The sequence below is a fragment of the Algoriphagus machipongonensis genome (assembly GCF_000166275.1).
Taxonomy (GTDB): domain Bacteria; phylum Bacteroidota; class Bacteroidia; order Cytophagales; family Cyclobacteriaceae; genus Algoriphagus; species Algoriphagus machipongonensis.
In genome coordinates this window covers 227,634-249,714 of record NZ_CM001023.1, presented here as the reverse complement: position 1 = coordinate 249,714, position 22,081 = coordinate 227,634, and the positions used below count along the sequence as shown (strand labels likewise).

The following is a 22,081-nucleotide window of genomic DNA, read 5'->3' as shown; positions in this document are numbered from 1 at the left end:
AATATACTCATGTTTCCAAAATATGATGTCATCGTAGTAGGCGCAGGTCATGCAGGATGTGAAGCAGCACATGCAGCAGCTAAGATGGGTTCAAAGGTACTATTGTGTACTATGAACATGAATACCATTGCTCAAATGTCCTGTAATCCAGCAATGGGTGGAGTGGCAAAAGGTCAAATAGTAAGGGAAATAGATGCATTAGGAGGAATGTCAGGGATTATTTCAGATAAATCCATGATACAATTCAGAATGCTTAATAGGTCCAAAGGTCCTGCAATGTGGTCTCCACGATCTCAGAATGATAGAATGAGATTTGCCGAAGAATGGCGTTTAGCCCTTGAAAGAACACCAAATGTTGATTTTTGGCAGGAAATGATCACGGGCATCATCGAAAAAGATGGGAGAGTAAAGGGTGTAAAAACTGGAATTGGAATAGAAATAGAGGCCAAAAGTGTCGTTTTAACCAACGGAACCTTCTTAAATGGACTCATCCATATTGGCGAAAAACAGTTTGGAGGAGGAAGAACAGGAGAGTCAGCAGCAAAAGGAATAACCGAACAATTAGTTTCTTTAGGCTTCGAATCTGGTAGAATGAAGACTGGAACACCACCTAGAGTGGATGGAAGAAGCTTAGATTATTCTAAAATGGAAGTCCAATATGGGGATGAGAACCCTGAAAAGTTCAGCTATTCAGACGAAACTAGCCCAATAAAAGAACAAAGAACCTGTTGGATAACTTATACCAATAAAGAAGTCCATAGCACTTTAGAGGAAGGGTTTGATAGATCTCCTATGTTTAATGGGAGAATAAAAGGTCTAGGTCCTAGATATTGCCCATCCATAGAAGATAAAATAAACAGATTCGCTGAAAGGGAAAGACATCAAATATTTGTAGAACCAGAAGGGTGGAATACTGTAGAAATCTATGTAAATGGATTTTCTACTTCTTTACCTGAAGATGTACAGTATAAAGCTATACAGAAAATAACAGGCTTCGAGAACGCTAAAATGTTTAGACCTGGTTATGCTATAGAATATGATTTTTTCCCTCCAACACAGCTAAAATTAACCTTAGAAACCCAATTAGTAGAAGGATTATATTTCGCTGGACAAATAAATGGTACTACAGGATATGAAGAAGCTGCTTCCCAAGGGTTAATTGCAGGTATCAATGCCAGCCTTAAAGTACAGGAAAAAGATCCGTTTTTATTGAAAAGATCTGATGCCTATATAGGAGTATTGATTGATGATTTGATCAATAAAGGGACAGAAGAGCCCTATAGAATGTTTACTTCAAGAGCTGAGTTTAGACTTTTATTAAGACAAGACAATGCAGATTTAAGATTAACCGAACTAGGCTATAACCTCAATCTGGCCAGTCAGGAACGTTTTGATAAAATGCAGTCTAAAAAACAAAACACAGCAAAGCTAATAAATGACTTAAAGCAGAAAAAACTAGCACCAGAACAAATAAACAAAGGTTTAGAAGCTTTAGGTACTGCAGAGATTAAAGAGAAAATATCCCTTGAAAAGCTTTTAAAACGACCACAATTAGGATTAGATCAAATGATGGATCTTGATCCAGATATTTCTAAATTCTTAGAGGGTTTTCCAAAAGATGTTCGTGAACAAGCTGAAGTTCAAATCAAGTATGATAGCTATATAGAGAAAGAACAGCAAATGGTTAACAAGTTAAGTAATATGGAAAATTTCAAAATTCCATTGAAATTTGATTATTTAACCATACCAGCATTATCTAATGAAGGAAAACAAAAACTTCACAAAATCAAGCCTGAAACACTAGGGCAAGCTTCTAGAATTTCAGGCGTATCACCTGCAGACCTTTCTATTCTTACAGTTTATTTAGGAAGATAAAAGATGGCAGAAAGACTTAAAAAATGCCCCCTCTGTAAAAGCGGTCGATTCTTAAATCATTCTGAGATAATTGATCATGCCGTAAGTAAGGAAACCTTCATTATATGTAGATGTCAGGATTGTTCACTTCTCTTTACAAACCCAAGACCTAAAGAAGAAAAAATAGGTCCTTACTATGATTTTCCTGAGTACTATTCTCATGAAAAGAATAACAAAAATCTAACTCAATTAATCTATTCCAAAGTTCGAAACTATGCAGTTTCTGAAAAGGTAAAGCTGATTACTAAACTCAAAGGAACTGGTAAATTATTGGACTATGGATGTGGGACAGGTGAATTTCTTTCTGCAGCAAATACTCAAGGCTGGAAAGTAACTGGAATAGAACCAACAGAAAAAGCCAGAACTCAGGCAAACGAACTATTACATGGAAATGTATTCGAAAACATAGATCTACTCGATAAAAAGAAGAAGTTTGATGTCATCAGTTTATTCCATGTATTAGAGCATATTCACTCGCTAAGAAAAACGGTAAAAAAAATCATAACTCATTTAAAATCAGATGGTTATATCATAATAGCCGTACCTAATCCTACGAGTTTTGATGCCATCAAATATGGCGAAAAATGGGCAGGATGGGATGTTCCTAGACACCTATACCATTTCAATGAAACAGCCATACAAAATTTTACAGAAATCTTTGATCTTGATTTAGTCACGATCAATCCCATGCCTTTTGACAGTTACTATGTTTCACTTTTATCAGAAGGTTACTTAAATCCTAAACAGCCTTTAATCACGAAGTATATGAAGGCTGTCACCAACGGGATCAAATCAAACAAAGAGGCTAAAGGAAAGCCAGGGAAATATTCCAGTAACTTATTTATTTTCAGGAAAAAGTGAAGTACTCTTATTTATTAGCATTCATATTTGTTTCACTGATTTTGTATTCCTGTGCAAAACAAAGTACACCTATGGGCGGTCCAAGAGATGAAGATCCACCAGTTGTTTTGGAAATGTACCCAAAGGATCAAAGTTTAAACCAAAAGCCAGAGGAAATAACCATTCTATTTGACGAATACATCAAACTTGAAAATCCCAATAGGAACATTATTATCACACCTAAATTAGACAAAGATGAGTTAATCATTACGGCTCTCAAGGACATGGTGAAAATAGAATTGAACCAGGAATTGGAGGATAGTACTACCTACGTTTTCAACTTTCAAAAATCCATACAAGACTTATCAGAAGGAAATCCCACAGAAAATCTAAAGCTCGTCTTTTCTACAGGAAATAGTATAGACAGTTTGTCTTTTGAAGGAAAGGTCAATAATTACTTTCCCACTAGAACTTTTACTTATGAAAATGTGATTGTTGGCCTTTATGAATCCAATGACACAACTGATGTATTTACTGCACAACCTTATTATTTATCACAAACTGATTCCTTAGGAAATTTTGTCATAAACAATATTAAAGCAGGAGAATACAGAGCCTATGCCTGGAATGATGACAACAACTCTTTAAAGGCAGAATATAAAAGCGAAGATTATGACTTCATTTTAGATACATTAAGCATTAATGAAAACCTCACAGGAGCAGTTTTCAATCTATCGAAAGCCGATCAAACTGTCATCAACCTAACCAGATCTTCTACTTCAGGAACTAACTATGACATCATTTTCAATAAAGATCCCTTGGATATAGAGATGTCAAATGAAGAATTGGGAAAAACTATATTCTATACAACCGGAGATAAGAGGATAAAACTATATTCTGAAACTCCTAGAGTTGACAGTTTAAGGTTTGATTTAGAAATTCAGGATTCCTTAAGTTTTAGGATAGACACCACTATTTATGCAAAGTTTGAAGAGTCTCAAAGAAGACCTGAAAACCTTACATTCACAGTCAATTCAGGAAAAAGCTTTTATCAAGATTTAGGCATCGAACTCACTTTTAACAAGCCTATATCCAAGATTAATTATGATTCCCTATATATATCATACGATACCGCATCTGTCATTCCTATTACCCCAGCAATGGTTTCTCTTACAGATTCCCTCAAAAGAGATAAAGTTGAAATCAATCTTTCTCTCCCAGATTCATTAGTAACAGATATTTTAACGATCAATGGAACAGATTCCACTTTTCAAGATATCGAAGGGCAGTTTAATGAATCTGTCTTAGCAGCCAACTATAGAAAACTTAAAAGAGAAACCTTAGCAGACTCTATTACTGGAGGTATAGCCAATGGAAAGGGCCCCTATATCATGCATCTATTGGACTCCAAAGGCCAAATAAGCCGAGAAAAATATATAGAGGAAGGAAATAAATTCTCCTTTACATTACTGGAACCAGGTACCTATAAAATCAGGGTAATTGAAGATCTCAATGGAAACAATAGATGGGATCCATCCAATTATTTAGAGAAAAGGCATGCTGAGAAAGTGTATTTCTTTTTAAATCCAGAAACACAAAGCCAAGATATCATCATAAAAGCAGGATGGACTACTGAGGGAATTATCATCAATGCATCTCCCAATACAGGTATACAATAGCTTCAAAAATACCTGTGGATAACTGTTGAAATGCGGTGGAAAACAATCTCAAAAAACTGTATAGAAATGAGCTTATCCCCATTTACAATTTCTTCGAAAACCAAAAGAAACCAACTTGGGGAAAACCCATATCATTTCCACATTCCAAACTCTTTTAATCCACAGCAATATTACCAACAGGAATAAAAGGTAAAAAAAGGTCAAATCGGTGGATAAAAATTCATACCCCAGAATATCAAAACTTTAGATGTGGAAAAACATGGTATAACTAGTAGGATAACTAAGAATAGTAGATACTAAAAACGTGGAGAACTTATTAAAGCCCACTTGTCCACAAATCCACACACTTAATAACTATAATAAATTCTTTTTTTAAAAATCTATTTAATTACTATTAAAGAAAGAGGAATGTGGATAGCATAAAGAATCTGATGATTTTTGATTAACTTATTTTCAGAAACCCAAGATCAACAAAATGGAAATCAATAGACTTTTTGATCTCATCGCCTACCAAATAAGTATTTATGACAAAGAGGTAGCACTAGCTAGAAAAGTAAATGGTTCGTGGAACAAATACTCCTCGCGTCAACTTAAGGAAATCACTGATAATTTTAGTTTAGCCTTCTTAGCTGCAGGTATTTCCAAAGGAAAAAAAGTGGCCATCATTTCAGATAATAGAGAGGAATGGAATTTCGTGGATTTGGCATTGCAGCAAATTGGTGCTATTTCAGTTCCTATGTATCCCACTATAACTTCTGAAGATTATCGATACATATTTGATCACGCTGAGGTTGAGATGATTTTTGTGGGAAATCAAGAGATCTATGAGAAAGCAAAACCAGTAGCTAAAGACCGGAAGATTTATAGTTTCGATAAACTTGAAGGTGTAGCTTTTTGGGAAGACTTCATGAAAACTGGGGAACATCAAGATTTAGCTCAGCTTGAGCAGTCTAAGGATTCAGTTGACGGATCAGATTTATTTACGATTATTTATACCTCTGGTACAACCGGGAGACCCAAAGGAGTCATGCTTACTCATAAAAATGTCCTCAGTAATGTTATTGGAGTAAGTAAGTTCATTCTTGTGGATAAGGGAACTTCTAGAGTTCTTAGTTTTTTACCACTTTGTCATATTTATGAGCGAACGGGTTTTTTCTGTTGTCTCTATATAGGATCCTCTGTTTATTATGCAGAAAGCCTTGAAAAGATTGGTGAAAATCTAAAAGAGGTAAAACCGCATCTATTTAATACTGTACCAAGGCTTTTGGAGAAGATCTTTGATAAAATAGTATCAAAAGGTTATGAGTTAACTGGGATAAAGAAATCCCTTTTCTTCTGGGCATTAAACTTAGGGTTGAGATACGAGCCCAATGTGGATCAGGGAGCTTGGTATAATTGGCAATTGAAAATGGCAAATAAGCTCATTTTTAGTAAGTGGAGAGAGGCTTTGGGAGGAGAAGTTATTCAGATAAATTCTGGGGCTTCGGCATTGCAACCCAGATTGGCAAGAGTATTTTGGGCAGCAGGGATCAAAATTTGTGAAGGATATGGATTAACAGAAACATCACCGGTAGTTTCAGCTTCTATGGGAACTCATGAAGCAATCAAAATAGGATATGTTGGAAAACTGATTGAAGACGTTTCTGTAAAAATCGCTGAAGACGGTGAAATCCTAGTGAAAGGACCCAATGTGATGCAAGGATACTACAAGCAGGAGGAACTCACGGCAGAGGTGCTTCAAAATGGCTGGTTTCATACAGGAGATATTGGTGAGCTTGAGGGAGAGTACTTAAAAATTACAGATCGTAAAAAAGAAATGTTTAAAACCTCTGGAGGAAAATATGTAGCTCCTCAGGTTATCGAAAACAAAATCAAAGAATCGGCCCTGATTGATCAGATTATGGTAGTTGGAGAAAACAGAAATTTTCCTGCAGCACTGATCGTTCCTAGCGAGGAAGGATTAAGGGAATATTGTCGATACAAGGGATTTCCCTTTACAGAATTAGGGGAGATGATTGTTAAACCGGAGATCATAGAGAAATTTCAACGAGAGATTGACGACTTGAATAAATATTTTGGAAAATGGGAACAAATCAAGCAGTTTAAATTAATCAGTAATGCCTGGGGGATAGAGACTGGAGAGTTGACCCCAACGATGAAATTGAAAAGGAAAGTAATCCATTCGAAATATGAGAATGAGATTGAAGCGTTTTATAGCTCTTGACCTATATCAAAAACTGTTAGTTTAAATTCTACTTCACAGAATCTGGAAAACATAATCAAAAGATAATTTTCAAAATCTTGTTTCGATATTATTCTATAATTTGGATAATATTTTGTTTTCCTGCAGCACCAATCATTTATCGATACATAAATCGGTTATTTTTTAAATAATCAATGGATTATTTGTGATGCATGCATAATTATTTTTTGAGATATAGTATGCATGCATACAAATTATTCGTTACATTAGGTGTCCATAGAAATTGGTAAAATTAAGCCGTATGAAGCGAGAAGAGACTGTAGATTATCATATTAAATCAGCTTGGCATGCCATTTCACGAATGTATAATCAAAAGGCTGTTGGCGAAGGTTTCACCACGGCAATAGGTTTTGTACTGATCAATATTAATTCAAAAGAAGGAACTCCTGCAACGAAAATTGCACCTATGATGGGCTTGGAAACAAGAAGTCTCACCAGGATGCTAAAAAATATGGAGGAAAAGGGATTGATCTACAAAAAACCAGATTTAGTGGATAAGCGCTCTGTTAGGATTTATTTAACAGAAGAAGGAAAGCGCAAGAAAGAAACCTCTGTGAATACCATCAGAGAATTTAACGAACAGGTTAGAGAAGTGGTGAGTGAAAAAGACCTCGGTACATTCTTTAAAGTGTTTGAAAAAATTCAGCTGGTGATCGATCAGGCTCAATCCGAAAATGCGGACCATTTGAATAAAACCATATTTGAACTATAAATTTTATTTTGGTTACGACCAAAAATATAAAACCCAAAAACATGAAACGAACCATTAAGAATGTAGCCATTTTAGGTTCCGGAGTGATGGGATCAAGAATTGCCTGTCATTTTGCGAATATTGGTGTACAAGTACTTCTCCTTGATATTGTTCCTTTTGAATTAACAGAGCAGGAACAAAAGAAAGGATTAACAAAGGAGGATCCAGCTGTCAGAAACAGGTTGGTAAATTCTGCTTTGCAAAGTACCCTCAAATCCAATCCATCAGCGATCTATGACAAAGCATTTGCAGATCGAATTCAGACAGGAAATTTTGATGATGACCTTCACAAAATCAAAGATTATGATTGGGTGATGGAAGTCGTAGTAGAACGGCTAGACATCAAACAGTCGCTTTTTGAAAAAGTAGAGAAGCACAGAAAACCGGGTACATTAATTACATCAAACACTTCTGGTATTCCTATGCACATGATGTGCGAAGGTAGATCAGAAGATTTTCAGGAGAATTTTGCAGGAACTCACTTTTTCAACCCTCCTCGGTACTTAAGATTATTGGAAATAATTCCTGGACCTAAGTCCAAGCCAGAAAATATTGAATTTCTGATGGATTATGGAGATCGTTTTTTGGGAAAAGAAACAGTTCTGTGTAAAGATACACCCGCATTTATTGCTAACAGAGTTGGGGTTTACGCCATTATTTCTGCCATGCACACGGTGGAAAAAATGGGACTGGGAGTTTCAGAAGTGGATAAAATGACGGGTACAGTCATAGGAAGAGCAAAATCGGCAACTTTCAGAACCATGGATGTGGTGGGATTAGATACTACAGTTAATGTGGCCAATAATTTATACAAAGCCCTTCCAAATGATGAGTCGAGAGAAAAATTCAAGCTTCCTAAAATAGTAGAAGTTCTCTATGAAAATAAATGGTTTGGTGATAAAACGGGCCATGGTTATTTCAAAATGATCCGTCATAAAGATGGTAGCAAAGAGCTTAAAGAAATTGATTTTGAAACTTTTGAATACAAGGATGTAGAAAAGCCAAATATCAAAGCTTTGCAAGCCTCAAAAGAAATAGAGGATTTGAAAAAACGAATCAAGTTCTTGGTCAATTTTGACGATAAAGCAGGTGAGTTTTACAGAACTACTTTTTATGATTTATTTAAATATTGCAGCAATAGGATTCCAGAAATTTCCGATGAACTCTATCGAATAGATCAAGCAGTTTGTGCAGGTTTTGGATGGGAATTAGGTCCTTTCGAAACCTGGGATGTATTGGGAGTGAAAGAGACGGTAGAAAAAATGGAAGCTGCAGGTGAGAAGCCGGCAGCATGGGTTTATGAAATGCTTGAAGCTGGAAATGATTCCTTCTATCAGGTGATTGAAGGCAAAAAGCATTACTACGATATTCCGACTAAATCTTACAAGGAAATTCCAGGCATAGAAGAGTTTATCATTTTAGATACGCTGAAATCTGCCGGGAAAAAACTTTGGGAGAATCCAGGTGCTTCTGTATATGATATGGGTGATGATGTGATTGGCCTGGAATTTCATACGAAAATGAATTCAATGGGTCAGGAAGTGATCGAAGGAATAAATACCGCGATAGGAATGGCGGAGAAATCACATAAAGGATTGGTGATAGGAAATGAAGGAGCCAATTTCTCAGCTGGTGCCAATTTGGCCATGCTATTTATGTTTGCAGGCGATCAAGATTTCGATGAAATCAACCTGATGATTGCTCAATTCCAAAATACGATGATGAGGGCTAGATTTTCATCAATTCCAGTGGTTCTTGCTCCACATAATATGGCCTTGGGAGGTGGATGTGAATTGTCCCTACACTCAGATCATATTCAGGCGCACGCTGAGTTATACATGGGCTTGGTGGAAGTTGGTGTAGGATTGATTCCTGCTGGAGGAGGAACCAAGGAAATGACCTTGAGATTTTCCAATGAAATCGAATCAGGAGATGTGGAGTTAAATAGATTGCAGGAACGCTTTATGAATATTGCGATGGCAAAAGTATCTACATCTGCAGAGGAAGCGAGAAATCTGGGATATTTAAGAAATAGCGATGGGATTACTTTAAATCGAAAAAGACAGCTGGCAGAAGCCAAGCAAAAAGTGATTTCCCTTTACGATCAAGGCTATTCTCAGCCTGTGGAACAGAATATTAAAGTAATGGGTAAATCTTCTTTGGCACTGTTTGAGGCTGGAATTACAGGAATGCAATACGGAGCATATATTTCTGAGCACGATGCGAAGATTGCCAGAAAACTAGCGTGGGTAATGTCTGGAGGGGATTTATCTTCTCCAACAGAGGTATCAGAAAGACATTTATTGGATTTGGAACGGGAGGCTTTTTTAAGTCTTACCGGAGAGAAAAAGACCTTAGAGAGAATTCACAGCATTTTGTTTAAAGGAAAACCTTTGAGGAATTAAGAATGTAGAAGCTGGATTTTAGTATCAAGTAGCAAGACTTTAGACATAGATAAGAATACAAATTATGCACAATTTCAAAGAGCTTAAAGTTTGGCAGAAATCTGTTGATTTTGCAGTCAAAGTCTATTCTGCCACGAAGGATTTTCCAATGGAGGAAAAGTTTGGTCTTGTTTCTCAAATGAGAAGAGCGGGTGTATCAATCCCTTCAAATATTGCAGAAGGTTGTGCAAAAACTTCGGGAAAATCATTCGTAAATTCTTTAGAAATAAGCCTTGGAGAAAGTTTTGAGTTGGAAACCCAATTGATTATTTCTGAACGTGTAGGAATCCTTGATTCAGAAAAAGCGATAGAAATGGAAAAAGAACTTGGTGAAGTACAACGAATGATTACAGGACTTAAATCATCTCTTGAAGCAAGATCTTGATACTAAATACTAGATACTCTTAGAACCCATATTAACTAAAAATAAAATAATAAATGGAAGCATATATAGTAAACGGATATAGATCAGCAGTCGGAAAAGCCAAAAAAGGTGGTTTTCGATTTTACAGGCCAGATGATTTAGCTGCTGATGTGATCAAACATCTAGTGGCTAACACTCCAGGTCTGGAAACGAAACATGTGGATGATTTAATCGTCGGAAATGCCGTTCCTGAAGCAGAGCAAGGAATGCAAATGGGTAGGATGATTTCCTTATTGGCACTTGGAGTAGAAAACCCAGGCTTTATAATCAATAGATATTGTGGATCAGGACTGGAAGCAATTGCTTTGGCGGTAGGCAAAATCAAAGCTGGTATGGCAGATTGTATCATTGCCGGAGGGACAGAAAGTATGTCCATGGTTCCAATGATGGGATATAAGACGGTATTGAATTATAAGATTGCTACGGAGCACCCAGATTATTATATCAGCATGGGGCTTACAGCAGAGGAGCTGGCCAAGGAATACGGGATTACTCGCGAAGAGTCTGATGCTTTTTCCGTTAAATCTCATGAAAAAGCTTTGGCAGCTATAGCAGAAGGAAGATTCAAAGATGAGATTGTTCCTGTAGAAGTTGAGGAAACTTATTTGGATGAAAAAGGGAAAAAGAAAACCAGAAAATATACTGTAGATACAGATGAAGGGCCAAGACCAGGTACTACCATGGAAGTATTATCTGGATTAAGACCTGCCTTCAAAAATAAAGGACAAGTAACAGCAGGCAACTCTTCACAGACTTCTGATGGGGCAGCATTTGTGGTGGTAATGTCCGAAAGATTTATGAAATCATTGAATCTTGAACCTGTGGCCAGATTAGCATCTTATTCAGTTGCTGGTGTTGAGCCTCGAATAATGGGAATTGGCCCGAAAGAGGCTGTTCCAAAAGCGCTAAAGCAAGCGGGTTTAACACTGAATGACATTGATTTGATTGAGTTAAATGAGGCGTTTGCTGCTCAAGGTCTGGCAGTAATCAAGTCATTGGATATGAATCCTGACATTGTCAATGTAAATGGAGGTGCAGTGGCATTAGGTCACCCATTAGGTTGTACTGGTGCCAAACTATCAGTTCAGATGTTTAATGAACTTCAAAAGCGGAATAAGAAATACGGTTTAGTGACTGCCTGCGTAGGAGGAGGACAGGGAGTTGCCGGAGTTTATGAGCTCTTGAAGTAGAAAGTAGAAAAATAAAGAAAACAGCATTCCATATACCAAACTATGGCTAATACAATCAAAGGAGGAGAATTCCTCATCAAGGAAACACTTGCTCAGGATGTATTCATCCCAGAGCAATATACTGAAGAGCAAAAAATGATGGCTCAGGCCTGTCAGGATTTTATCGATACGGAAATCACCCCAAAAATCGAAGAAATAGACAGCATGAAAAACCCGGACCTTGTTCCCTCAATTTTCAAAAAAGCCGGAGAACTTGGGCTTTTGGGAATTTCTGTGCCTGAGGAATATGGAGGCATGGGGATGAACTTTGTGACTTCTATGTTGATCGCCGATATTATTGGATCAGCAGGTTCATTTTCTACCACTTATGGAGCACATACGGGAATAGGAACCTTACCGATTCTTTATTATGGTTCAGAGGAGCAAAAGCAAAAATACCTTCCAAAGCTTGCTACTGGAGAATGGGCTGCATGTTATTGTTTGACAGAACCAGATGCTGGTTCGGATGCCAACAGTGGTAAAACAAAAGCGACCTTAACAGAAGATGGAAAGCATTACCTGATCAATGGTCAGAAAATGTGGATTTCCAATGCTGGATTTGCTGACTTGTTCATAGTGTTTGCCAAAATCGAAGAAGATAAAAATTTGACAGCCTTCATCGTGGAAAAATCCTTTGGGGGAATTACCATGAACGAGGAAGAAAAAAAGATGGGTATCAAAGGCTCATCGACCAGACAAGTTTTCTTTAATGATTGTAAAGTTCCGGTAGAAAACATGCTTTCTGATCGCCAAAATGGCTTCAAGATAGCCGTGAATATTCTAAATATTGGTCGTATCAAGTTAGGCTCCGGAATCCTAGGGGGTGTTCGTACGGTTACCACCAAGGCAATTAACTATTCTACTGAGAGAAAGCAATTTGGCGTAAGCATCAATTCTTTTGGAGCGGTAAAATCCATGTTAGCTGAGATGGCTATTCGAACCTATGTCTCTGAATCCCTTTGCTATCGTGCTGGACAGGATATTGAAGATCAAATCAATGAGTTTATCACGGATGGAATGCCTGAAAACGAAGCAAAATTGAAAGGTGTGGAAATGTTTGCTATGGAATGTGCGATTGCTAAAATCCATGGCTCAGAAGTTTTGGATTATGTTGTAGATCAAGGTGTTCAGATTTATGGTGGAATGGGTTATTCCGCCGAGGCTCCAATGGAAAGAGCTTACCGTGATGCCAGAATTGCGAGAATCTATGAGGGAACAAATGAAATTAACCGGATGCTGATGATTGGAATGCTTCTCAAGCGTGCCATGAAAGGAGAGGTAAACCTTTTCGAACCAGCAATGGCAGTATCTGCAGAGTTAACTTCTGTTCCATCATTTGAGTCCATAGATACCTCAGAGCTTTTTGCTGCTGAAAAAGAGGTATTGAAAAAATTAAAAAAGGTATTCTTGATGGTAGGAGGAAAAGCTGCCATGGCCTTACAGGAAAAGATCGAAGATGAACAAGAGATCATGATGAATTTGGCCGATGTGATGATTGAAATTTATGCAGCGGAATCTGCCATTTTGAGGACAGAAAAACTAGTAAGCCTTAAAAGCGAAGCAGAGTGTAGCCATCAAATAGCGATGAGTCAGGTTTACTTATCAGAGGCAATTGATAAAATTCAATCTGCAGCCAAAGAAGCCATCGCTAGTTTCACAAAAGGAGATGAGCAGAAGGTAATGCTGATGGGGCTCAAACGATTTACGAAAGCTGATCTGGTGAATACCAAAAAATTAAGAAGACAGATTGCTGATTATATGATTGATCAAGGGAAATATCCTTTCTAATCTGAATAGAATACTAATTGAAACCTCTGGAATTATTTTCAGAGGTTTTTTTATGTAGATATTATGGAAGAGTTGAAATAATCTTTCGGGATTAATTAAAAAACCCCAAATTAGTATCGATGAAAAACCTAATTAACCTTTTTGCAGCTAGTTTGCTGCTTTTTACTGTGATTTCTTGTACCTCTGGCACAAAAGAAATTGGGGCTGATATCAGTACTGAAACAGAACAAATTGAAGCTGGAAAAGTACTCTTTGAGCAGAATTGTTCTACCTGTCATAACTTTAACCAAAGTGCCATTGGACCTAATTTGAGTGGTCTGACAAGAAAAGTTGAATCCGAATGGATTCGGGGATTTATTAAAAACCCACAAGAGAAAATTGACCAGGGAGATGAGCGAGCCAAAGAGCTTTATGAAAAGTATAAAGTTTATATGCCTGCTTTTCCAACCTTGAAAGAAGAGGATATCAATGCGCTTTTAAGTTACATGCACACCTATGAAAGGGCACCAGTCGAAGTCAATGATTCCGAAAAACTGGAAGATCCAATACCTGAAAAAATCTCAAAATCAGATTTGAATTTGGAATTGGAGTATTTCGCTCAAATTCCGGCTTCCGACAAAGCCTCTCCCCTAGCGAAAATCACCAAGATGGAATGTGAGCCGGTTTCAGGAAGGTTTTTTGTTCAGGATCAACATGGGATTATGTATGAAATCCGTGATTCTAAACCCTATGAGTATTTCAATCTAAAATCGTATTTCCCAGATTTTGTCTCAAAGCCAGGGTTGGCTACAGGTTTTGGTAGTTATGCTTTCCATCCCGATTTTACAAATAATGGGCTTTTATATACTTCCCATACAGAAAAGCCTGGAAATAAACCTAAGGACTTTGATTATGCAGATAGTATCAAAGTAACTATGGAGTGGGTGATCACAGAATGGACGTTAGAAGATCCTAATGCGGAAACTTTTAAAGGAACAGGGCGAGAACTCATGCGAATTGATGTAGTAACTCAAATCCATGGAGTTCAGGAATTGGCCTTTAATCCTAATGCAAGCCCAGGAGATGAAGATTATGGCTTATTATTTATAGGTATTGGAGATGGAGGAAGCGCAGAAAGCGGATTTTCATTTATCGCAGATCATCAAGGAAGTAAAATATGGAGTAGTATTATGCGGATAGACCCTAGTGGGTCAAATAGTGCCAATGGAAAATATGGTATCCCAGCTTCAAATCCCTTTGCAGGAGTACCAGGAAAATTGGGAGAAATATATGCCTATGGATTCCGAAACCCCAACCGTATTTTTTGGGATCCGAAAGGAAGGATGCTGGCTACAGAAATAGGTCATCATAATATTGAAGAGTTGAATTTGATTGAGCCAGGTAAGTTTTACGGTTGGCCGATTCGAGAGGGTACTTTTGTTATTAATCCATTTGGTAATATGAGCAACCTCTACCCTCTTCCTGCGGATGATTCCTTATTGAATGCTACCTATCCATTGTTGCAATTTGATCACGATGAAGGAAATGCCATCATTGCAGGATATTTTCCTGAAGGTGGGCCATTTAAAGGAAAATTACTCTTTGGGGATATTCCCTCCGGCAAGCTGTTCTTCTCAGATTTGAATCAATCCCAACCAGAAATACTTGAAATAGGAGTAGTATATGATGGGAAGGAAACCACCTTGAGGGATTTATGTCAAAATGGTCGGGTAGATTTAAAATATGGACAAGATTGTCAAGGTCAAGTTTATGTAATGACCAAAGCCGACGGAAAAATTTATAAAATCATCAATCAATAAACCCTAAAATTCCAGCCATGAAAAAGTTTAGCCTTTTCCTCTTTCTATTATTTATTGGGTTTTCGGCATGTCAAAATCAGACAGAGGAAGGCCAAGTAGAATTTGTAGTTGATGAAGAAGCAAAGGCAAGACTGGACTCGACGCTCAGCAGCTATGTAGAATCGGGGAATGTCGCTGGCATTTCTGCCCTGATCTTTGAAAAAGACAAAGAAGTGTACTTCAATGCTTATGGCTATGCCAATCAGGAGAAAAATATTCCAATGGACAGGAATACAATCGTTCAGATTTATTCCATGACAAAGCCTATTACGGGTACTTCACTTATGACTCTTTACGAAGAGGGTGCTTTTCAGTTGGATGATCCATTAGAAAAATATGCTCCTGAATTTTCTGATATGAAAGTCTATCAGGGTGTGGATGAGGAAGGAAATTTGATTTTGGAGGATGCCAATAGACCTGTGACGATTCGAGATATTACCAGACATACTGCAGGTTTTCCAAATAGAGATAATATTCCGGGCTTAAGTGAGCTGATGAAAGAAAAAGATGCCAGAAGTTATGAAAATACCTTAACTCAGATGGCAGCAAAAATTGGCAGCACTCCCCTATGGTTCCAACCGGGTGCACAGTGGGAATATGGTCAGTCAGTGGATGTACAGGCATTTTTGGTAGAAAGAATTTCCGGAGTTCCTTATCAAACCTATGTTAGAGAGCATGTTTTAGATCCATTGGGAATGGATGAGACAAGGTATGTAGTTCCTGAAAGTGATTTGGATAGATTCTCTGCTGCCTACCAAAGGACTGGAGAAGGGCAATTGACCCAGATGCCTGATTCTTCTGCTCATGCTTTCAATTTAAAAAAATGGCCATTGACTCCCGGAGGATTTGGCTTGACGTCAACTCTGGATGATTATATGACTTTTGCCCGGATGCTGGTGAAGCAGGGTTCTATTAATGGAACACAGATATTGAAACCTGAAACTGTTAAATTAATGGCTACCAACCACCTTGCGGATTCGGTTACAGAAAGGTCTTGGCTTCCGAGTAAAGGAAATGTCGGTTTTGGGATTGATTTTGCAGTTAGGACAGATCCTCCTGCAAGCCAAGAGGAGATGAATGGAGTAGTTGGTGAATTCTTTTGGGACGGAGCTGCAAGTACACTTTTTTGGGTAGATCCGGTAAATGAACTTACTGCAGTATTGTTTGTACAACTGTTTCCATATGATGGTATTGGCCTACACAAAAACTTCCGCGATGCTGTTTATGGAAAATTTGAACCTAATAGCCAATAACTTTTATAAGATCTTAATGATGAAGGGTTTCCGTTCATTCTAATTTTTCTTTAGCTTGGTGATTACAGATTTTTTTAATTGCCTATAAACCACCAAGTATGATCAAGATTATTAAAAAGAAGTTCAAGCAAGCTTGGGCATGGATTTGTGCCAAATTTCTACTAATCAAGCCCGGAGACAATTCGTTTAAAGGTGCAGCTGTAGGTTTGCTGATAGGTAGTGTTGGATTGCTCCTTCTTTCTTCACTACTGAGAGCTATTAATATTCGAGATCCATGGGTTTTAGTACTGGGCTTATTGATGGTTGCAGCAGCAGTTTTGTCGGGAATGCTGAGTGCAAGGCTTTATAACTTGTTGAACAGAATTCCCAGATGGAATAAAATCGCTTTTTTCGCGTCCATTCCACTATTATTTACGGTGTTTTTTGGAAATGAGAAGTTGCTATTGGCATCCATACTGATTTTTTCTTTGCTGGGAGCCACTTGGTTTACCTTATCCAAAACTGGTTTTAAAAACCTAAAAACACCGAAGAAAGTTGTCTTCATAATCGGTGCACTTATTGGAATTGCAGGCCTCATTATGTCCATTTATTACTATTCCCTAAAGGGGCTTGAAATGGATGAAATCGAAAATGCTGCTCTTTATTCCGAAGTTTCCATCCCACACATTGCTGGAGAATCTCCTGCTACCAAAGGAAAGTATGTTGTGAAAACCATGAGCTATGGTAGTGGAATGGACAAGCATAGGGAGGAATTTGGAGAAGAGGTTACCTATAAAACAGAATCAGTAAACGGAGTTGCTTTTTTGGATGATTGGGATGGGTTTGGTGGTTGGTGGAGAGAAAAGTACTGGGGATTTGATTCAAAAGCCCTACCTATCAACGGCAGGGTTTGGTATCCTGAAGGGACGGGGCCATTCCCATTAGTTTTAGTTGTTCATGGGAATCATTCCATGCAGGATTATTCAGACCCAGGTTATGATTATTTGGGAGAGTTATTAGCCTCCCGAGGAATGATTTTGGCTTCTGTTGATGAAAATTTCATCAATGGTTCTTGGTCTGATCTTTTTGGAGGATTAAGCAAAGAAAATGATGCCCGAGGTTGGCTGTTGTTAGAGCATTTAAAGGTTTGGGAGGAGTGGAATTCTTCTTCAGACCATGCTTTTGCTGGGAAAATAGATATGAGTAGAATTTCCTTGATTGGTCATTCCAGAGGTGGTGAGGCGGTTGCTCATGCAGCAATGCTAAATGAATTGGATTTTTATCCAGATGATGCAACCATTCCTTTGGGTTATCATTTCAACCTTCAATCCATCATTGCCATTGCTCCAGTTGATGGACAATACGAACCAGGAGGCACCTTAACCAAACTCAAAGACATCAACTATTTCGTTTTCCACGGTGCTCAAGATGCCGATGTAAGTTCATTTATGGGATCTATGCAATTTGAGCGAGTAACATTTGAAGATTCTAGCTATCACTTTAAGACTGGGCTTTACATTCAAGGAGCAAATCACGGACAGTTTAATACTTCTTGGGGAGATAATGATACTGGTAATCCTTTCAAAGGCCTAATTAATTTAGAGCAGCAGTTGGATGAAAAAAGCCAGCAAGAAATTGCGAAGGTTTATATCAGTGCTTTTTTGGAAATTACCTTAAGGAAGAAAATAAAATACCTTCCTTTATTTATGGATGCCCGACAAGGAAAAAACTGGCTTCCCGAGACGATATATTTGAATCAATTTGAAGATTCTAACACTAAGTATCTGGTCGATTTTAACGAGGATTTTGATGTGATTACAGCATCTAATAATGGAAAAATCCATGGGGAAAACTTAACCGTATGGAGAGAATCAGAAGTCAAATTAAATTATCGGGAAAAGGGCACTAGAGCAGTTTATTTGGGATGGAACTATGATTTGGAAGATAGCTTAAAAGAAAAACCAATTGAAACTAGTGTCCCAGACTCTTTGATTGCTACCTATACTTTGGACTTACCTGTGGGAGAATACCATTTAGATTCTACCTCTGTTTTTGTTTTTGAAATGTCAGAATCCACAGAAAGCTCCAACCCTAAAACGGGTGGAAAATGGGTGAATGAAAATAACAATGAGGAGGTGAGTAACTCCAACGATGAGATTGAAGAAGAAAGCAAGAATGAAAATCTGGAAGAAAAGGAAAATGAGGGTCAAGAAGGTGAGGAAAAGGAGGATTCAGATGAGAAGGAACCCGAAAAGCCTTTGGACCTGAGTATTTTGCTTGTTGATTCTTTAGGAAATGAAGTGAAATTTTTACTCAGTGATTTTTCTGCCCTCCAAAGACAGGTTAAAGTTCAAATTTTAAAAACAGATTTTTTGGAGAATGATGGAACTTCGGAGATCGTATTCCAAAAATTTGCTTTTGAACTACAAGCATTTCGTTCCAAGAACCCAGCCTTTGAATCGAGTAAGCTAAAGCGTATCCGGTTTATTTTTGATCAGAATGAAAAAGGGGTGGTTGTTATGAATCATATTGGGTTTATGAAAAAGTTGAATTCGGTGACAACACTTTAGAAATGAGCTATTTCGAGCGTTTATCCTAATATTCTACCGAATAGTAAATTTTATTAGTCATCAATTTTCTAATTTGTCAAATTGACAAAATAAACCAATATTGACTTCCAAACTCAATCATTCCCAATAACCTGATTTAAGTATGTTCTCTTTAAATACCAGAGAAAGCTATTTCACCCTTATGGCTTTCCTATTGATCTTTGCTTTGGGTAGCTGTAAAGAATCTAAACCCACCGATGATCCCACAGTTAAACCTGAAGAAAATAGGTTTACAAAAGTGGTATTGACAGAGGGAATGGATGAACCCATGGAAATGACTTTCCTTCCCAATAGTAGAATTCTCTTTGTGGAAAGAAAAGGTGGCGTCAAAATTCTAGACGAAAAAACTGGGGAATTGACCCTGGTCACTACCATCCCAGTTAATACAAAATACACAAACAAGGAAGGTGCTGTCAGAGAAGCTGAAGAGGGATTAATGGGTGTAATCGCACATCCTGATTTTGAGCAAAATCATTGGGTTTACCTATATTATGCAGATCCGGTAGATACGAAACATGTGTTGGCTAGGTATGAACTGCAAGGGAATGAATTGGTAGAAAGCTCCAAAAAAATCTTGTTAGAGATTCCTACTCAAAGAGAAGAATGTTGCCATACTGGTGGAGGAATGGCCTTTGATCAAGAAGGCAATTTATTTTTAACGGTAGGTAATAATACTGCCAATCCTAGATTAGGTACATCCAATCTGGATGAGAGACCAGGTCATGAAAATGCTGATGATCAAAGAGCGCCAGGAAACACCAATGATTTAAGAGGTAAAATTTTAAGAATCCATCCAGAGGATGATGGAACCTACAGCATTCCTGAAGGAAATTTATTTCCTGTTGGGACTGAAAAAACAAGACCCGAAATCTACACGATGGGTCACAGAAACCCCTGGAGACCTACGATTGATAGTGAAACAGGCTATTTGTATTGGGGAGAAGTGGGGCCAGATGCCTCTATTGACTCTATTTGGGGTCCAAGAGGATATGATGAATTTAATCAGGCCAAAGGTCCGGGCTTTTTTGGATGGCCATATTTCATTGGCAACAACTATCCTTATACCAGCCATGATTATGAAACAGAAACCTTTGGTGAATTCTACGATGTAAATAACCCAGTCAATGAATCTGTCAATAACACAGGTTTAAGAGAATTGCCCACTCCTGTAATTCCTGCATTCATTTGGTATCCATATGGGGTATCCGAAGAGTTTCCTTTAGTAGGAAGTTCTGGAAGGAGTGCCACAGGTGGACCTGTATTTAGGAAAGCTGATTTTGCACCTGATGCTCCCTTTACTTTTCCAGCTTATTATGAAGGGAAATGGTTGATCGTGGAGTTTATGAGAGGCTGGATTATGTCTGTATCCATGGATGAAAATGGAGATTATCAATCGATGGAAAGATTTTTGCCAAACGATACATTTAGCTCTGCTATTGATATGGATTTTGGTCCTGATGGTGCCTTGTATGTTTTAGAATATGGAAGTGCATGGTTTAGAGGAAATTCCAATTCGAGAATTGTAAAAATCGAGTACAATGCAGGAAACAGAAAGCCAAATGTCCATGCATCAGCTGATAAATTAGCTGGAGCTATTCCTTTTACTACCAATTTTTCAGCAGAAGGTACGAATGACTTTGATGATTATGATGAGGGAAATTTGAAGTATTCTTGGGCTATCAAATCGTCTGATGGTTCAGCGGTAGAACTAGAGGGCCCTAACCCATCCTATACATTTGAAAATGCAGGTGAATATCAGGCGACTTTAACAGTTACTGATACCAAAGGCGAATCAAATTCTGCTAGCTTGGATTTGATTGCTGGAAATGAGGAACCAGTGGTTATCATTGATTTTGACGGGAAAAACCGAACATTCTACTTCGGAGAGAGCTCACTAAATTATCAAGTTCAGGTTTCTGACAAGGAAGATGGTAGCAGCGCAGATGGCAGTATCAAAGCAAATGAGGTAGCCGTTACATTTGACTATGTGCCTGCTGGTTTTGATCCGATCGAAATTGCTTCTAAACAAAGTGGAGCAGAATCTATGGCTGTGCTAACCATTGGCAAAAATCTTATTGAGTCAAGCGATTGTAAGTCTTGTCATCAATATGACAAAGCTTCTATTGGACCAAGCTATCAAGCTGTGGCTGATAAATATGAAAACACTGCAGAAAATGTAAAAATGTTAGTGGGCAAAGTAATTAATGGTGGAAGTGGTGTATGGGGAGATCATGCCATGAGTGCGCATCCTCAATTATCAGAGTCAGATGTTACCAGGATGGTAGATTATATCATGAATATGAATGAACTGAAACCTACTGTAGAATCCCTTCCTTTAGCTGGATCTGTAAATGCAGAAGTTCCAGAAGGGGAAGATGGCGAAGGAGGTTATTTGTTACGTGCTTTCTATACAGATAAAGGTTCTGGAAACACACCATCTTTAACAGGAGAGGACTATGTTGCCTTGAGAAATCCATTCCTAGACCCACAACTGTCAGCAGATCGTAAAGGAGTCCAATTGTTAACCACACCAAGAGTTAGCTTCTCGATGATTGGAGATCAGTCCTATTTTAGTTTCAAGGATATCGACATGACAGGTATCAAAGAAATCATGTTTTATCTAGGTATCAGTGATCGTGTGGGAGCTATCGGTGCATCTGTAGAGGTTAGATTAGATTCTCCTACTGGAGAATTATTAGGAGAAACAGAAAAAGTTACGAAAGCTCCTGCAGGTGGAGGCTTTAGACCACCGGAAGGGATGACTATGACAGAATGGAGAAGACAATTGTCCGCTACCCCTTCAACAAAAATTTCTGAAGTGTCAGGGACTCATGATATTTACTTTATCTTTAAGAATTCAGAGGCAGCCCCAGATCAGGTATTGGTTTCTGTAAATGAAGTAGAGTTTAAAAACAAGTAATTCAAGTTTGAGTCAAAACCGTATGGTTTAAAGATACAAACCCGAAATAGCCAAGCCCCAGATCGAAAGGTCTGGGGCTTTTTGCTTCAATAGGATTTTGATAAACGCCTATGAGTGAAAACAGCTTGAAATTCATCAATTCCAACTTTA

At 38.0% G+C, this 22,081-nt stretch carries 13 protein-coding genes; all 13 read left to right on the top strand.

The features are described from left to right. Positions 1-9 precede the first annotated feature (9 nt). The 13 genes from mnmG (at position 10) to ALPR1_RS01060 (ending at position 21,931) form a co-directional block, all read left to right on the top strand. Positions 10-1,875 (top strand): tRNA uridine-5-carboxymethylaminomethyl(34) synthesis enzyme MnmG, encoded by a 1,866-nt coding sequence (mnmG, locus tag ALPR1_RS01120; protein ID WP_008197823.1) that lies wholly within the window; start codon positions 10-12, stop codon positions 1,873-1,875. Between the two features lie 3 nt (positions 1,876-1,878). Then, the gene (locus ALPR1_RS01115) at positions 1,879-2,775 is read left to right on the top strand and encodes a class I SAM-dependent methyltransferase (RefSeq protein ID WP_008197821.1); all 897 of its coding nucleotides are present in this window, start codon (positions 1,879-1,881) and stop codon (positions 2,773-2,775) included. 71 nt (positions 2,776-2,846) lie between these two features. Beyond that, positions 2,847-4,433: an Ig-like domain-containing protein gene (locus ALPR1_RS01110; RefSeq protein WP_153231753.1), complete on the top strand. Its 1,587-nt coding sequence runs from the start codon at positions 2,847-2,849 to the stop codon at positions 4,431-4,433. Between the two features lie 475 nt (positions 4,434-4,908). After that, a complete protein-coding gene (locus ALPR1_RS01105) occupies positions 4,909-6,657 on the top strand; it encodes an AMP-dependent synthetase/ligase (protein ID WP_008197817.1) in 1,749 nt (582 codons plus the stop codon). 280 nt (positions 6,658-6,937) lie between these two features. Next, a complete protein-coding gene (locus ALPR1_RS01100; protein WP_008197815.1) occupies positions 6,938-7,408 on the top strand; it encodes a MarR family winged helix-turn-helix transcriptional regulator in 471 nt (156 codons plus the stop codon). 41 nt (positions 7,409-7,449) lie between these two features. After that, on the top strand, positions 7,450-9,852 hold the full coding sequence (locus tag ALPR1_RS01095; protein WP_008197813.1) for a 3-hydroxyacyl-CoA dehydrogenase/enoyl-CoA hydratase family protein: 2,403 nt from the start codon (positions 7,450-7,452) through the stop codon (positions 9,850-9,852). 64 nt (positions 9,853-9,916) lie between these two features. Beyond that, positions 9,917-10,276 (top strand): four helix bundle protein, encoded by a 360-nt coding sequence (locus ALPR1_RS01090; RefSeq protein WP_008197811.1) that lies wholly within the window; start codon positions 9,917-9,919, stop codon positions 10,274-10,276. Positions 10,277-10,329: 53 nt separating this feature from the next. After that, positions 10,330-11,505 (top strand): thiolase family protein, encoded by a 1,176-nt coding sequence (locus tag ALPR1_RS01085; RefSeq protein WP_008197809.1) that lies wholly within the window; start codon positions 10,330-10,332, stop codon positions 11,503-11,505. 42 nt (positions 11,506-11,547) lie between these two features. After that, entirely contained in the window at positions 11,548-13,332 is a 1,785-nt protein-coding gene (locus ALPR1_RS01080) for an acyl-CoA dehydrogenase family protein (RefSeq protein ID WP_008197806.1), read from the top strand. Between the two features lie 119 nt (positions 13,333-13,451). Then, complete coding sequence (locus ALPR1_RS01075; protein ID WP_008197805.1) at positions 13,452-15,131, top strand: PQQ-dependent sugar dehydrogenase; 1,680 nt, start codon at positions 13,452-13,454, stop codon at positions 15,129-15,131. Between the two features lie 17 nt (positions 15,132-15,148). Beyond that, a complete protein-coding gene (locus ALPR1_RS01070) occupies positions 15,149-16,423 on the top strand; it encodes a serine hydrolase domain-containing protein (protein ID WP_008197803.1) in 1,275 nt (424 codons plus the stop codon). Between the two features lie 98 nt (positions 16,424-16,521). Continuing rightward, positions 16,522-18,972, top strand: coding sequence for an alpha/beta hydrolase family protein (locus ALPR1_RS01065; RefSeq protein WP_008197802.1), 2,451 nt, complete (start codon positions 16,522-16,524; stop codon positions 18,970-18,972). A gap of 142 nt (positions 18,973-19,114) precedes the next feature. Beyond that, a complete protein-coding gene (locus ALPR1_RS01060; protein ID WP_008197801.1) occupies positions 19,115-21,931 on the top strand; it encodes a PQQ-dependent sugar dehydrogenase in 2,817 nt (938 codons plus the stop codon). Positions 21,932-22,081: the final 150 nt, after the last annotated feature.